This window comes from Micromonospora sp. NPDC005299, assembly GCF_042872345.1.
In the GTDB taxonomy this organism is placed as follows: Bacteria; Actinomycetota; Actinomycetes; order Mycobacteriales; family Micromonosporaceae; genus Micromonospora.
The window spans coordinates 244,621-256,958 of the sequence record NZ_JBIAKG010000009.1; the positions used below are offsets into that span (position 1 = coordinate 244,621).

Below are 12,338 nucleotides of genomic sequence, written 5' to 3' on the forward strand. Positions count from 1 at the left end.
GAGTGTCGGACCCCGCCGCTAGCGTGCCGCGGGTGACGCGAGCGGACTACGTCCAGGAGGCCCTGGCCGGCCTGGACCGGGTGGCGGGCACGGGGGTGGACCCCGCGCTGCCGCTCTACGCGACCACCTTCGTGGTGGTCGACCTGGAGACCACCGGCGGCGCGCCGGACGGCGGCGGGATCACCGAGATCGGCGCGGTGAAGGTGCGCGGCGGCGAGGAGCTGGGCGTGCTGGCCACCCTGGTCAACCCGGGGGTGCCGATCCCGCCGTTCATCACCGTGCTGACCGGGATCACCCAGGCCATGCTGCTTCCCGCGCCGCCGATCGAGCAGGTCCTCCCGAGCTTCCTGGAGTTCGTCTCCGACGCCGTCCTGGTCGCCCACAACGCCCCCTACGACGTGGGCTTCCTCAAGGCCGCCTGCGCGAAGCACGGCTACCGCTGGCCCAACCCGCGGGTGCTCGACACCGCCGCGCTGGCCCGCCGGGTGCTCACCCGCGACGAGGTGCCCAACCGCAAGCTCGGCACCCTGGCCGCCTACTTCCGCACCGCCACCCAGCCCACCCACCGGGCGCTGGACGACGCCAAGGCCACCGTCGACGTGCTGCACGGGCTGATCGGCCGGCTCGGCGGGCACCGGGTCGACACCATCGGCGAGGCCATCGAGTTCGCCCGGGCGGTCACCCCGACCCAGCGACGCAAGCGGCACCTCGCCGAGGGGCTGCCGAAGGTGCCCGGCGTCTACATCTTCCGCGCCGCCGACGACCGTCCCCTCTACGTCGGCACCTCCGGCGACATCGCCACCCGGGTGCGCAGCTACTTCACGGCCGCCGAGAAGCGGGCCCGGATCTCGGAGATGCTGGCCGCCGCCGAGCGGGTGGAGGCGGTCGAGTGCGCCCACTCGCTGGAGGCCGAGGTGCGCGAGCTGCGGTTGATCGCCGCGCACGCGCCGCCGTACAACCGGCGGTCGAAGTACCCGGAGCGCCAGGTCTGGCTGAAGCTGACCGACGAGGCGTACCCGCGGTTGTCGATCGTGCGCGACCTCGCCCCCACCGACTCGGCCTACCTCGGTCCGTTCCGCTCCAAGCAGGCCGCCGAGCTGGCCGCCGCCGGGTTCCACGACGCGGTGCCGCTGCGCCAGTGCACCCATCGGCTGTCCCGGCGCACCACCATGCCGGCCTGCGCCCTGGCCGAGCTGGGTCGCTGCCCGGCGCCCTGCGAGCACCGGATCACCCCCGAGGAGTACGACCACCGCGCCGCCGTCCCGTTCCGCACCGCCACCCGGGACGACCCGCAGGTGGTGGTGGACGCCCTGCTGGCCCGGATCGAGGTGCTCTCCGGCGCCCAGCGCTACGAGGAGGCCGCGGTGGTGCGCAGCCGGCTGGCCGCGGTGCTGCGCGCGGCGGTCCGGATGCAGCGCCTGGCCGCGCTGACCGGCATCGCCGAGCTGGCCGCCGCCCGTCCGGCCGCCCGGGGCGGCTGGGAGCTGGCCCTGGTGCGCCACGGCCGGCTGGCCGGTGCGGGGGTGTCCCCGCCGGGTGTCCACCCGCGACCGACCATCACCGCGATCCGGGCCACCGCCGAGACGGTCCTGCCCGGGCACGGCCCGGTGCCGGCGGCCACCGCGGAGGAGACCGAACGGATCCTGTCCTGGTTGGAGCGACCGGAGACCCGGCTGGTCGAGACGTCCGCCGGGTGGGCCTCGCCGATCGCCGGCGCGGGCCGGTTCCGCGACCTGCTGACCAAGGCGGAGAACGGCGCATCCCACCAACTCTCGACCGAACGCTCATGACCAAGTGTCCGATCGGACTACGTCAACTCCCTTAGGCTGTTGGAGAAGTGCAGTCCTGCCCGATTCGCGGGCCTGCTCCCGGTCGCCGGTCCCGGCGGCCCGGGGGCCGGGGTGAGGAGGTGTCCCAGGTGGACGTCGACGCCGGACACGGCGCCGCCCTGGGCGGCGCCCTTCCGACCCAGCCCGGCGACCTGCCGCTCTCCCGGCGCCTGCGCTCCCTGCTCACCTGGCCCACCACCGACAACGACCCGGTCACCGCGCTGGTCCGCGCCCATCGCGGCATCCATGCCAGCGCCGACGCCTCGGTGCTGCGGCGGGCCTACACGATCGCCGAGAACATGCACCGCGGTCAGTTCCGCAAGAGCGGCGAGCCGTACATCACCCATCCGCTCGCGGTCGCCCAGATCTGCGCGGACCTCGGCATGGACACCACCACCCTGGTCGCCGCGCTGCTGCACGACACGGTGGAGGACACCCGCTACACGCTCCAGGCGCTGCAGGAGGACTTCGGGCGCCAGGTGGCCCACCTGGTCGACGGGGTGACCAAGTTCGACAAGGCGTTCTACGGCAAGGCCGCCGAGGCGGAGACCGTCCGCAAGATGATCGTGGCGGCCGGCAAGGACGTCCGGGTGCTGATCATCAAGCTGGCCGACCGGCTGCACAACATGCGCACCCTCGGGGTCCGCTCGGCCGCCTCCCGGGAGCGGATCGCCCGCAAGACCCAGGAGGTGCTCGTCCCGCTCTGCGACCGGCTGGGCATCCAGACCCTCAAACGCGAGCTCGACGACGTGGTGCTGCTGCACCTGCAGCCGGAGGAGCACGCGCGGATCGCCCGGTTCGTGCACGACCGGCCGGGCTGGGACGCCTACCTCGACGACGTGGTGACGAAGACGAAGGCGGCGCTGCGGCGCAGCCGGGTGGACGCCGAGGTCGGCCCCCGCCCCCGGCACCTCTACTCGATCTGGAAGGACACGGTGGCCGGCGAGCACACCGCGCCCTACGACCTGCCCCGCATCGCCATCGTGGTGGACGGCCCGGCCACCGACTGCTACGCCGCGCTCGGCACGGTGCACGGGCTCTGGCGGCCGGTGCCCGGGCGCTTCAAGGACTTCATCGCCTCCCCGAAGAACAACCTCTACCGATCCCTGCACACCAGCGTCTGCGGCCCCCAGGACCGGACCGTCGAGGTGCTGATCCGCACCGAGGAGATGCACCACGCCGCGGAATACGGCGTGGCCGCCCACTACCGCTTTCCCCGCGCCACCGGCGGGGCGCCCGACCGGGCGGACGAGCTGGCCTGGCTGCGCCGGGTGCTCGACTGGGAGCAGGAGACGGTCGATCCCACCCAGTTCATGGAATCGCTTCGCTGCGACCTGGCCGAGGCGCAGATCCAGGTGGTCGCCGACGGTCGGCAGGTGGTGCTGCCGGCCGGAGCCACCCCGGTCGACCTCGCCTACGAGCTGGGCACCGAGCGGGGCGACCACTGCCTCGCCGCGCGGATCAACGGGCGGCTCGCCCCGCTCTCCTCCGAACTGGAGGAGGGCGACGTGGTGGAGATCTTCACCGAGAGCGACGCGGAGAGCGGCTTCGAGGTCGACGTGGCGCCGCGCGGGCCGCGCCGCGAGTGGTTGGGTTTCGTCAAGTCCCCGCACGCGCAGATGCAGATCAACCGCTGGTTCGCCGAGCACACCGAGCCGGGCATCTCGATCGCCGACAAGGTCCGCCTCGGCCGGGCCACCATCGGCCTGGCGCTGCGCAAGCACGACCGGGGCCTGGCCAGTGATCTGCCGCTGCTGCGGCTCTCCGAGGAGCTGGGTTACCCCGACCTGGAGACGCTGCTGGTGGCGGTCTTCGACCGCACCGTGGAGCCCGACACGGTCGTCCGGCAGCTGATCGATCTGGTCGACCACCGGCAGTAGCGAGCTCCGCTCATCCGCCGGCGCCGCCCGGCCACTAGCCTTACAGGCATGATCCCCCGCGCGCGTGCCACCGGACGGGCCCTCGGCTACCAGATCTTCTACCGGCTCCCGGTCCCGCTGCGGCGCCGGCTCGTCCGGCTCGCCGTACCGAAGTACATCGTCGGCGCGGTCACCCTGGTCCGAGACGCCGAGGCCGGCGGGGCGGGGCGGATCCTGCTGCTGCGCCAGCCGCCCGGCCACAGCTGGACCCTCCCGGCCGGCCTGCTGCAGCGCGGCGAGGCGCCGGTGGTCGGTGCGGCCCGGGAGCTGTACGAGGAGTCCGGCATCCGGCTCTCCCCCGAGCGGCTCCGCCCGGCCGTGCCGAACGCCGTGGTGCACGCCAAGGGCTGGGTGGACGTCGTCTTCGAGGCGGAGGTGCCGGCCTCCAGCACCGAGCTGACGGTGGACGGCGCGGAGGTCTTCGAGGCCGCCTGGCACCCGCTGGACGAGCTGCCGCGGCTGAGCCGGGCCACCGCCAACCTGCTCCGGTACTACGGGATCGGCCCGCGCGCGGGCGAGGTCCCGCCGGCGGCGCCACCCGCCGCGTGACCGCCGCCGGCGCGCCCGCCGCGTCCGGGCCGGGCTGGCGGACCGCCGTGGACGTCTGTGCGGTGGTGCTCGCCGCCGGCGAGGGGACCCGGCTGCGCCCGCTCACCGCGCACCTGCCCAAGGCGCTCTGCCCGGTGGGCAACGTGCCGCTGCTCGACCGGGCTCTGGACCGGCTGGCCGGGCTGGGCCTGACCGGGCCGGACCGGGTCGCGGTGAACGCCTGCTACCTGGGCGGTCAGGTGGTGGCGCACGTGGGCGCCCGGGCGCACCTGTCGGTCGAGCCGGGCGATCCGCTCGGCACCGCCGGCGGGCTGGGCAACCTGCGGGACTGGATCGCCGGGCGGGGGGTGCTGGTCGGCAACGCCGACGCGTACCTGGCCGACCCGGACGCCCCGCCGGGACCGGACGTGGCGGTGCTGCTGGACGGCTGGGACGGGCGGAGCGTACGCCTGCTCGGCCGGCCGGCGGACGACCCGGCGGCCCCCGGCACCTTCGACGGCCACCGGTTCGTGGGGTTCTCGCTGCTGCCGTGGCGGCTGGTCCGGGAGCTGCCGGCGACCTTCGGCGATCTGGTCCGGGCGGTCTGGCGGCCGGCGGAGGCGGCCGGCGCGCTCACCGTGGTCCCCTACCGGGGCACCTTCTACGACACCGGCACCCCGGCCGACTACCTGGCGGCCAACCTGCACGCGGCCGGTCCCGGCGGCCTGGTCGACCCGTCCGCCACGGTCGACGGGCGGGTGAGCAGTTCGGTGGTCGGCGCGGGCGCGGTGGTGCGCGGCGCGGTGGACCGCTCGGTTGTCTGGCCCGGCGCGACGGTCGCCGCGGGCGAACGCCTCAGCGGGGTGATCCGGGCGGGCACCGACCTGACCGTCCCGGCGGCCCGGTGACCCGCCCAGCCCTTAGCATGGGCCTCGACGTCGACGAACGGAGAAATGTCCCGTGATCACCGCGATCGTGCTGATCGACTGCGCCACCGACTCCATTCCCGAGGTGGCCGAGACGCTGGCCAACCTGCCCGGCGTCAGCGAGGTCTACTCGGTGGCCGGGCACGTCGACCTGATCGCCATGGTCCGGGTCCGCGAGTTCGAGCAGATCGCCCAGGTCATCGCCGGCAGCATCTCCAAGGTGCCCGGCGTGCTCAACACCGAGTCGCACATCGCGTTCCGCGCCTACTCCCAGCACGACCTGGAGGAGGCGTTCGCGATCGGGCTGGCCAACGCCGACTGACGCGCACGCGGGTGGCCGGCCCGCCCCGGGGGGGCGGACCGGCCACGGTCGGTCGTACGCGTCGTCAGCTCTGGCCGGGCGCCGGCGTCTCCGTGGTGCCCGGAGCGGGCTCCTCGGTGCCGGTGCCGCCCGGAGCCGGCGACTCGGTGCCGCCCGGAGCCGTCGACGTGGTGCCGCCCGGGCTGGGCGTGCCGCTGGCGCTGGTCTGCGGGACCGGGACGCCCAGGGTCTGGGCGAGAGCCACCAGTTCGTCGTAGTGCGCCTGGAGGATCGGCAGGGCGTCCTGGGCGAGCTGGACCACCGACTGCTCGGAACCCTGCGAGATCTCAGTCTGGGTGGCCTGGATGGCCTGAACGTGGCCGGCCAACTGGGCGGTCACCCACGCCTTGTCGAACTCGGCGCCGCTGAGGTTGTTCAGCCGGTCGAGGACCTTCTGCTGGTCGGCGGTCGGGTCGGCCGGCAGCTGGACGTTGAGCTGCTGGGCGGTGGACTGCACCGTCTGGTCCAGCTGGGTGTGGTCCGTCACGAACATCTTGCCCAGGTCCTTGACCTGCTGGTTCTGACCCTTCTGCTGCGCCAGGTTACCGGCGGTGATCTCGAACAGGTTCACCTGGTGCACCGCCTGCAGGTACTGCGTGTCCTGCGTCGACGGCTGCGCCGCGGCCTGGGCCGCGGCGGCTGGTGCCAGTCCCACGAGCACCAGCGCGGCCAGCAGGCCCAGGCGTTTGATTCCCAACATGCTTTCCCCCCCCTTGAGACGTCGGACCGCACGGATACCCGGCTGACCGGGGTTATTCCTGCGATTCCACCCGTCCGTGTCGGGGGGTGGCGGGACATCGGAGCGGGGCCGACCGGCGTCGCGCGGGCGGAACGGGACGGCGGGGCCGGAAACGGCCGTGGCGCCCGCCGGTGATCCGGCGGGCGCCACGGTCAGTCGTATCCGGGCGGGTCAGCGGCGGCTCTCGCCGCTGCCGATCTCCTCCCGTTCCGGTCGGGGCTCGACCGGCGGGTGCCCTGGCGAGACCGGCGCCTCGGCCGGCTTCTCGATCGGGTAGAAGAAGCCCCGGATGGCCGGGCCGAGGGCGCCGAGCCGGTTCATCTTCTTCGGCACCACCCAGCCGACGTAGTCCAGCGCCGGGCCGTGCCCGTCGTGCCCGTCGACCGGGGTGAGCGGCTGGTGGACCTCGACGAACCGGCCGTTGGGCAGCCGCCTGATGATGCCGGTCTCCACGCCGTGGGCCAGCACCTCCCGGTCGTGCTGCTGGAGACCCAGGCAGAGCCGGTAGGTGAGGTAGTAGGCGAGCGGCGGGACGACCAGCAGGCCGACCCGGCCGGCCCAGGTCATCGCGTTCAAGCTGATGTGGAACTTGTCGGCGATGACGTCGTTGGCGCCGGAGAGCGTCAGGACCAGGAAGAAGCCCACCGCCATCGCGCCCGCCGCGGTCCGGGCCGGAGTGTCCCGGGGCCGCTGGAGCAGGTTGTGGTGCTTGTAGTCCTTGAGGTGGCGGGCCTCCAGGAACGGGTAGAACAGGGAGATCATCACCAGGATGCCCGGCAGCACCACCGTCGGCCAGAACAGCGGCGGGATGACGTAGCCCTGACCGATGGGGATGCTGATCGCCCACGCCGGCATGAGGCGGGTCGAGCCGTCGAGGAACATGACGTACCAGTCGGGCTGGCTGGCCGCCGAGACCACCCACGCCTCGTACGGGCCGAAGTACCAGATCGGGTTGATCTGGAAGAGGCCACCCATCAGCGCGATCACGCCGAAGACGACCATGAAGAAGCCGCCCTGCTTGAGCGCGTAGCGCGGGAACATCCGCTCGCCGACCACGTTCTCGTTGGTCCGGCCGGGGCCGGGCCACTGGGTGTGCTTCTGCTTGAAGACCAGGCCCAGGTGGACGCTGATCAGCGCCACCAGCAGACCCGGGATGAGCAGCACGTGGGCGATGAAGAAGCGGCTGATGATGATGGTGCCCGGGAACTCCCCGCCGAAGACCGACGCGGTGACCCAGGACCCGATCACCGGGATCGACAGCATGATCGCGGAGGCGATCCGCAGGCCGGTGCCGGAGAGGCCGTCGTCCGGCAGCGAGTAGCCGGTGAAGCCGGCCAGGAAGCCGACCCAGAACAGCAGCGAACCGATGATCCAGTTCGTCTCACGCGGCTTGCGGAACGCGCCGGTGAAGAAGACCCGGAGCATGTGCACCACGATCGCGGCCATGAACAGCAGCGCCGCCCAGTGGTGCATCTGCCGCATGATCAGGCCGCCCCGGACGTCGAACGACAGGTCCAGGCTGGAGGCGTAGGCGGTCGACATCGGGGTGCCCCGCAGCGGGGCGTAGCTGCCGTCGTAGACCACCTCGGTCATCGCCGGCTCGTAGAAGAAGGTCAGGAAGACACCGGTCAGCAGCAGGACGATGAACGAGAAGAGCGCGATCTCGCCCAGCAGGAAGGACCAGTGGTCGGGGAAGACCTTGTTCAGCAGCTTGCGCAGCGGGGTGGCCACCTGGAAGCGGTCGTCCACCGCCCCGGCGGTCTTGGCCGGCAGCGCGGCCGGATCGAACTTTCGGCGCTTCATGGCCGCTCCCAGAAGTCGGGACCGATGGTTTCGGTGTAGTCGGACCTCGCCACGAAGAAGCCCTCCTCGTCCACCTCGATCGGCAGCTGGGGCAGCCGCCGGTTCGCCGGGCCGAAGACCGGCGTGGCGTTGTCGGTGATGAGGAACTGCGACTGGTGACAGGGGCAGAGCAGGCGGTTGGTCTGCTGCTCGTAGAGGCTGGCCGGGCAGCCGGCGTGGGTGCAGATCTTGGAGAACGCGACGTAGTTGCCCCACATGTAGTCGCCGTGACCGATCCGCGCGTTGGCGGCGCGCGACTTCTGCGCGTCGTCCTCACGCAGGTGGATCAGCAGGGTCGGCGAGTCGGCGTGCTTGTTGCTCACGCCGCCCTCGATGCCCGGGAAGACGGTCAGCTGACCGCCGACGCTGACGTCCGCCGGACGGATCGGCCGGCCGTCCTCGCGGATCAGGCGGATCCGCTCGCCGCCGTCGGCTGCCGCGAACCCGGTGTTGAACATCTGGCTGTTCTTGTGCGGGTTGGAGATCAGGCCACCGACCAGCGGCGCCGCGACGACCGCGCCGACCGGCGCCAGGCCGGCGAGCAGCGAGATGCCGAGCAGCGGCCGGCGCTTCACCCCCAGCTCGTCGGCCATGTAGAGCATGGTCTCACCGGTGATCTTGCGATCCTCCGGGGAGCCGGGCTGGTCGTGCCGGTCCTGGATCGAGACCTCCTTGGGCAACAGCTTCTTGCCCCAGGTGAGGATGCCGAAGCCGACGGCGAGGAGGGCGATGCCCAGGGTCACGCCGAGCAGCGGGGTGTAGTACTTGTCGCCGCCGCGACCGGCCTCCCACTTCCAGGGCCACCAGATGTAGATGATCAGGAACGCGGTGGCGGCGGCGCCGGTCAGCAGGAACATCGAGGCGACCGTGCGGGTCAGCCGACGCTCCGCCTTGCTGCCCGGGACCACCTGGGGCTCGTAGTGGACGATCTCGATGTCGTCCCGCCGCGCGCCCTCCTCGACGATCTCGAACCGGGAGAGCCGGGGGTCGTTCACGTCGAGCGGCTCCCGGCCCTGCTGGGCCTGGTGCTCGGTGTGGGTGCTCATGCCGTCACCTCGCTACGGGTGGCGCCGGGGGTCGGCACCACAGCACTGAAACGAATGATCCGCCCGGTCACGACTTGCCCGCAATCCACAGGCTCGCGAAGACCAGCGCGACGATGCCGACCAGGAAGATCGCGAGACCCTCGGTCGACGGGCCGTACCGGCCCAGGTTGAAGCCGCCCTGGTCCTGGTCGTGCTTCAGGGTCTCCTGGATGTAGGCGATGATGTCCGCCTTCTGCTCCGGAGTGATCTGGTTGTCGCCGAACACCGGCATGTTCTGCGGGCCGCTCAGCATGGCGGCGTAGATCTGCCGGTCGCTGGCCGGGCGCAGGCTCGGCGCGTACTTGCCCGAGGAGAGGGCGCCGCCGCCACCACCGAACGCGTGGCACTGCGAGCAGTTGATCCGGAACAGCTCGCCACCGGCGGCCATGTCGGCGTTCTGGTGCAGGTTGTTGCCCTGCGGCACCTGCGGGCCGCCGCCGAGCTCCTGGATGTACTGGCCGAGCTGGCGCACCTGCTCGTCGGTGAACTGCGGGGGCTTGCGCCAGGCCTGGGCTTCCTGCCGGGCCATCGGCATCCGACCGCTGCTGACCTGGAACTCGACCGAGGCCGACCCGACGCCGATCAGGCTCGGACCACGTCCCTCGACGCCCTGGGCGTTGCGACCGTGACAGGTCACACAGCTCACGTCGAACAGCGCCTTGCCCTCGTTGGCGGCGGCGCTCAGGGGCGGGTTGTCCTGCGCCTGCACACCGGGGGCGAAGACGGTGTAGGCGCCGCCGGCCAGCATCAGCGCGGCGGCCAGCCGGACCGCGGCACCCAGCCGGCGGCGGCCCCTGCTGCGCGCTGCGGGCCGCCCGCGCAGGCGCGCGAGCAGACCGCGTCGGCGGTCGTTGTCAGAAGTCATGACCTGTGTCCTTAACCGGTTGGACCTTGTCTCAGGGGACGGAGCAGCGGCGCGATACGTGACGCGCCAAGATCACTGAAGCCAGTAGATCATGGCGTAGAGCCCGATCCACACCACGTCGACGAAGTGCCAGTAGTAGGACACGACGATCGCCGAGGTCGCCTGCGCCGGGGTGAACCGGCCCATGGTGGTGCGGATCATGAAGATGATGAACGCGACGAGACCGCCGGTCACGTGCAGGCCGTGGAAGCCGGTCGTCAGGTAGAACATCGACCCGTAACCGTCTGCGTTGATCTTGACGCCTTCGTGCACCAGGTTCCGGTACTCGTTCGCCTGGCCGAGCACGAAGATCAGACCCATCACGAAGGTGATCGTGAACCACCGGCGCAGGGCGTGGACGTCACCCTTCTCGGCCGCGAAGACACCGAGCTGGCAGGTCACCGAGGACAACACCAGGATCACCGTGAAGGTGGTCGCGTAGGGGATGTTGAGGATCTCGGTGTGCTTCTCCCACTGCTCCGGCGCCGCCGCGCGGATCGAGAAGTACATCGCGAACAGCGCCGCGAAGAACATGAGTTCGCTGGAGAGCCACACGATCGTCCCGACGCTGACCATGTTGGGTCGGGTCAGGGAGTGGATCCGGCTCTTGTCAATGGCTGGGGCCGCAGTCACGCGGTCATTATTGCCCTTGACCGGGACCGACGATCAGCGGGGTGGCAAACCTGTGCCATCAGTGGCCCGATCGGGGTCGTCCGCTTCGCCTGACCTACCCTGAAAAGCGTGCTGCACGTCGATCCGATCTTCGCCGCCACCTCGGTGGCCCCGGCGACACTCGCGGCGGGGGCCGAGGCCGTCCCGCCGCCGTTCACCGTGGCCCGGGTCCTGACCGAGACCAGGCTGGACAGCTGGCTCGCCCTCGGTCTCGTGCTCGCCGCCGGCCTCTACCTCTACGGGGTGTACCGGCTGCGGCTGCGCGGCGACCGATGGCCGGTGGTCCGTACGGTCAGCTTCCTCTTCCCGGGCCTGGGCGGCATCGCCGCAGTCACGGTCAGCGGGCTGGGCGCCTACGACACCGCCCTGCTGTCGGTGCACATGATCCAGCACATGGTGCTGGCCATGATCGCGCCGATCTTCCTGGCGCTCGGGGCGCCGGTGACGCTCGCCCTGCGCACCCTGCCGGTGCGCCCGCGCAAGCGGCTCCTGGCGATCGTGCACAGCCGGATCGCCCGGGTCTACAGCTTCCCGCTGGTGGCCTTCGCCATCTTCGTGGTGAACCCGTTCGCCCTCTACTTCACCGGCCTGTACGAGATCACCCTCCGGCACGAGTGGGCGCACGAGCTGGTGCACGGGCACTTCATCATCACCGGCTGCGTGTTCTTCTGGCCGCTGCTCGGCCTGGACCCGCTGCCCGGGCGCTGGCCGTACCCGGCCCGGGCGCTGCTCATGCTGCTCTCCGTGCCGTTCCACACCGTGCTCGGGCTCACCATCATGCAGAGCACCACGCTGCTCGGCGGCGACTGGTACCCGTCGCTACACCTGAGCTGGTCCGATCCCTGGAACGACCAGGTGGTCGCCGGCGGTGTGCTCTGGGCCGGCGGCGAGTTCGTCAGCGTCACCATGCTGGCCGTGCTGGTCGTCCAGTGGATCAAGCAGTCCGAGCGCGAGGCCCGCCGGCTGGACCGCGAGCTGGACCGCCAGGAGGCCCGCCAGCGGGCCGCGGAAGCGAGCGCCTGACGCCGGCCAGGGCGGGGCGACCGGTCGGATGTGACGCCCGCTACGATCAGCGGGCAGCTACGAGGTGGGAGCCACGTCACGATGAGCGATCGTCTTTGCACCGTCCTGCTCTACAGCGACGACCCGAAGGTCCGTGACCGGATGCGACTCGCCGTCGGCACCCGGCCCGCCCCCGGGATCGAGATCGAGTTCGTCGAGGCCGCCGACTACGCCGGTTGCGTCCGGCTGGTCGACGACTACGAGATCGACCTGCTCCTGCTCGACGGCGAGGCGAGCCCCGGCGGCGGCCTCGGCATCGCCCGCCAGATCAAGGACGACCGGGACGACGCCCCGCCCACCTGCGTGGTGCTGGCCCGTGCGGCCGACCGCTGGCTGGCCGCGTACGCCGAGGTCGACGCCACGCTGACCCACCCGCTCGACCCGGTGACCGCCGGCACCACCGTCGCCGAGCTGCTGCGGCGCACCCACGCCGCGGCCTGAGGCAGCCGCCACACCCGCTCTCACGCCGCT

General features: G+C 71.8%; 12 protein-coding genes. 7 read left to right on the top strand and 5 right to left on the bottom strand.

The window, feature by feature from the left end; genetic code table 11:
- Window positions 1–32 precede the first annotated feature (32 nt).
- The 5 genes from ACFYPD_RS24870 to ACFYPD_RS24890 all read left to right on the top strand — a co-directional run bounded on the left by ACFYPD_RS24870 (window position 33) and on the right by ACFYPD_RS24890 (window position 5,524).
- Window positions 33–1,790 carry a DEDD exonuclease domain-containing protein gene (locus tag ACFYPD_RS24870; protein WP_387117935.1) on the top strand — a complete coding sequence of 586 codons (1,758 nt, stop codon included), beginning with the start codon at window positions 33–35 and terminating at the stop codon, window positions 1,788–1,790.
- Window positions 1,791–1,918: 128 nt separating this feature from the next.
- Entirely contained in the window at window positions 1,919–3,709 is a 1,791-nt protein-coding gene (locus ACFYPD_RS24875; RefSeq protein WP_387118143.1) for a RelA/SpoT family protein, read from the top strand.
- Window positions 3,710–3,757: 48 nt separating this feature from the next.
- Complete coding sequence (locus ACFYPD_RS24880) at window positions 3,758–4,297, top strand: NUDIX hydrolase (RefSeq protein ID WP_387117937.1); 540 nt, start codon at window positions 3,758–3,760, stop codon at window positions 4,295–4,297.
- Window positions 4,294–5,184 (top strand): NDP-sugar synthase, encoded by an 891-nt coding sequence (locus ACFYPD_RS24885; RefSeq protein WP_387117940.1) that lies wholly within the window; start codon window positions 4,294–4,296, stop codon window positions 5,182–5,184. The genes ACFYPD_RS24880 and ACFYPD_RS24885 overlap by 4 nt, the downstream gene beginning before the upstream one ends.
- Window positions 5,185–5,236: 52 nt before the next feature.
- Entirely contained in the window at window positions 5,237–5,524 is a 288-nt protein-coding gene (locus ACFYPD_RS24890; RefSeq protein ID WP_013287689.1) for an Lrp/AsnC family transcriptional regulator, read from the top strand.
- Between the two features lie 64 nt (window positions 5,525–5,588).
- Here the strand turns inward: ACFYPD_RS24890 and ACFYPD_RS24895 are convergent, their stop codons facing one another.
- From ACFYPD_RS24895 to ACFYPD_RS24915, 5 genes are all read right to left on the bottom strand, one after another.
- Window positions 5,589–6,263, bottom strand: a complete 675-nt coding sequence (locus ACFYPD_RS24895) for a DUF4142 domain-containing protein (RefSeq protein WP_387117942.1) — start codon at window positions 6,261–6,263, stop codon at window positions 5,589–5,591.
- A gap of 210 nt (window positions 6,264–6,473) precedes the next feature.
- On the bottom strand, window positions 6,474–8,105 hold the full coding sequence (locus tag ACFYPD_RS24900; RefSeq protein ID WP_387117945.1) for a cytochrome bc complex cytochrome b subunit: 1,632 nt from the start codon (window positions 8,103–8,105) through the stop codon (window positions 6,474–6,476).
- The gene (locus ACFYPD_RS24905) at window positions 8,102–9,190 is read right to left on the bottom strand and encodes a ubiquinol-cytochrome c reductase iron-sulfur subunit (RefSeq protein ID WP_387117948.1); all 1,089 of its coding nucleotides are present in this window, start codon (window positions 9,188–9,190) and stop codon (window positions 8,102–8,104) included. The genes ACFYPD_RS24900 and ACFYPD_RS24905 overlap by 4 nt, the downstream gene beginning before the upstream one ends.
- Window positions 9,191–9,257: 67 nt before the next feature.
- Window positions 9,258–10,094 carry a cytochrome c gene (locus tag ACFYPD_RS24910; RefSeq protein WP_387117951.1) on the bottom strand — a complete coding sequence of 279 codons (837 nt, stop codon included), beginning with the start codon at window positions 10,092–10,094 and terminating at the stop codon, window positions 9,258–9,260.
- 72 nt (window positions 10,095–10,166) lie between these two features.
- The gene (locus tag ACFYPD_RS24915; RefSeq protein WP_091268281.1) at window positions 10,167–10,766 is read right to left on the bottom strand and encodes a heme-copper oxidase subunit III; all 600 of its coding nucleotides are present in this window, start codon (window positions 10,764–10,766) and stop codon (window positions 10,167–10,169) included.
- Between the two features lie 108 nt (window positions 10,767–10,874).
- Here ACFYPD_RS24915 and ACFYPD_RS24920 point away from each other — a divergent pair, with 108 nt between their 5' ends.
- Entirely contained in the window at window positions 10,875–11,828 is a 954-nt protein-coding gene (locus tag ACFYPD_RS24920; RefSeq protein WP_387117954.1) for a cytochrome c oxidase assembly protein, read from the top strand.
- An 81-nt stretch (window positions 11,829–11,909) separates the two neighbouring features.
- Window positions 11,910–12,308 (top strand): hypothetical protein, encoded by a 399-nt coding sequence (locus ACFYPD_RS24925; protein ID WP_387117956.1) that lies wholly within the window; start codon window positions 11,910–11,912, stop codon window positions 12,306–12,308.
- The last annotated feature ends 30 nt before the right edge of the window (window positions 12,309–12,338 follow it).

What these genes read in the sequence shown, in the direction of transcription:
- ACFYPD_RS24880 (WP_387117937.1), top strand. Translation starts at nt 3,758, where the DNA reads ATGATCCCCCGCGCGCGTGCCACCGGACGGGCCCTCGGCTACCAGATC.
- ACFYPD_RS24895 (WP_387117942.1), bottom strand. Translation starts at nt 6,263, where the DNA reads ATGTTGGGAATCAAACGCCTGGGCCTGCTGGCCGCGCTGGTGCTCGTG.
- ACFYPD_RS24900 (WP_387117945.1), bottom strand. Translation starts at nt 8,105, where the DNA reads ATGAAGCGCCGAAAGTTCGATCCGGCCGCGCTGCCGGCCAAGACCGCC.
- ACFYPD_RS24905 (WP_387117948.1), bottom strand. Translation starts at nt 9,190, where the DNA reads ATGAGCACCCACACCGAGCACCAGGCCCAGCAGGGCCGGGAGCCGCTC.
- ACFYPD_RS24910 (WP_387117951.1), bottom strand. Translation starts at nt 10,094, where the DNA reads ATGACTTCTGACAACGACCGCCGACGCGGTCTGCTCGCGCGCCTGCGC.
- ACFYPD_RS24925 (WP_387117956.1), top strand. Translation starts at nt 11,910, where the DNA reads ATGAGCGATCGTCTTTGCACCGTCCTGCTCTACAGCGACGACCCGAAG.